We start from the raw sequence: 1,614 nt of genomic DNA, 5'->3' as shown, positions 1-1,614 counted from the left end.
TCGTTGCCGATGATGCCGATCTTGGTGACGCCCAGGCGCTGGGCCTCGGCCATCACCATCGCGACGTGCTTGTAGGTCACCAGCTTGTTGGGCCGCAGGTGCACCTCGGGCTGGTCCGGCAGCTGTGCCAGCCGGTACAGCCGCGCCTGCAGGTCCGCCCGGGTGGGCACCAGTTCGCCGTTCCAGCCGATGGTGCCGTCGAAGTCGACGTCGATGCGCACGATCTCCGGCGGCTTGGGCGGCGGCTGGCTTGCGCTGTTCTGCGGCATGTTCATCTTCACCGCGTGCGTCTGCACCGGAATGGTGATGATGAACATGATCAGCAGCACCAACATCACGTCGATCAGCGGCGTGGTGTTCATCTCCACCATCATGTCGTCGTCAGACGACCCTACGCTCATGGCCATGGGTTACTCCTTCAGCCCTTCGGCGGCGGTTCGGTGATGAACCCCACCTTGGCAATGCCCGCACGCTGGCAGGCCACGATCAGTCGGCCCACCGATTGGTATTTCACGTCCGCGTCACCACGGATGTGCACCTCGGGCTGCGGGTCCTTGACCGACTCCTTCTTGAGCATGTCCACCAGCGTCTGCTGGTCCGGAATGCGCTTGGTCGACCAGTACACGTCGCCGTCCTTGGTCACCGCCAGCAGGATGTTCTCCGGCTTGGTGGTGGTGGGCACGTTGATTTCCTTGGGCAGGCTCAGCGTGACCGACTGCGTGACCACGGGAATCGTGATCAGGAAAATGATCAGCAGCACCAGCATCACATCCACCAGCGGGGTGGTGTTGATGCTGGAGTTCATCTGCTCTTCGCCTTCGTCGGCGGCGCCAACGGTCATCGACATGGCGGCTCCTTATTTCTTTCCAGCCAACAGCACGTTGTGCAGGTCGCCCGAGAACGCGCGGACCTTTTCCAGCACGGCCTTGTTGCGGCGGATCAGCCAGTTGTAGCCCATCACCGCAGGCACCGCGACGGCCAGGCCGAAGGCGGTCATGATCAGCGCTTCACCGACCGGGCCGGCGACCTTGTCGATCGAGGCCTGGCCCGAGATGCCGATGGCGGTCAGCGCGTGGTAGATGCCCCAGACCGTGCCGAACAAGCCGACGAACGGTGCGGTCGAGCCCACGGTGGCCAGGAAGGCCAGGCCGTCCTGCAGGCGGCTGGCGATGTTGTCGACCGCGCGCTGCACGCTCATGCCGATCCAGGTGTTCAGGTCGATGTTCTCGACCAGCGTGCCTTCGTGGTGATGCGCAGCCTTCAGGCCTTGTTCGGCCATGAAGCGGAAGGCCGAGCCTTCTTCCAGCGAGTCCGCACCCTTGCGGATGGAACCGGCGCTCCAGAACTCGGCGCCCGCGGCGTCGGCGCTCTTGAGCAGCTTGCGCTGTTCGAACAGCTTGGTGAAGATGATGTACCACGAGCCCATGGACATGATGATCATGATGATCAGCGTGCCGCGGGCGACGAAGTCACCCTGGCTCCACAGCGCTTCGAGGCCGTAGGGGTTGTCGATGGTTTCCTTCTTGACCTCGGGCACGACCGGGGCCGGAGCCGGGTCGGTCGAAGCGGTGGCAGCAGGGGCAGAGGCTTCCTGGGCGAGGGCGGCTTGCGGCA

General features: G+C 64.2%; 3 protein-coding genes. All 3 read right to left on the bottom strand.

The features are described 5' to 3' along the window. A partial coding sequence (locus tag LRH25_RS32545) for an ExbD/TolR family protein (protein WP_231013292.1) occupies positions 1 to 407 on the bottom strand: 407 nt, incomplete at its 3' end. 11 nt (positions 408 to 418) lie between these two features. Beyond that, entirely contained in the window at positions 419 to 847 is a 429-nt protein-coding gene (locus LRH25_RS32540; RefSeq protein ID WP_231013291.1) for an ExbD/TolR family protein, read from the bottom strand. Between the two features lie 9 nt (positions 848 to 856). Then, positions 857 to 1,614 (bottom strand): MotA/TolQ/ExbB proton channel family protein (locus LRH25_RS32535; protein ID WP_231013290.1); only part of this gene is annotated, 758 nt, incomplete at its 5' end.

The sequence above is a fragment of the Ideonella azotifigens genome (genome assembly GCF_021043325.1).
In the GTDB taxonomy this organism is placed as follows: Bacteria; Pseudomonadota; Gammaproteobacteria; order Burkholderiales; family Burkholderiaceae_C; genus Ideonella; species Ideonella azotifigens.
This window is presented reverse-complemented; position numbering and strand designations above follow the sequence as displayed.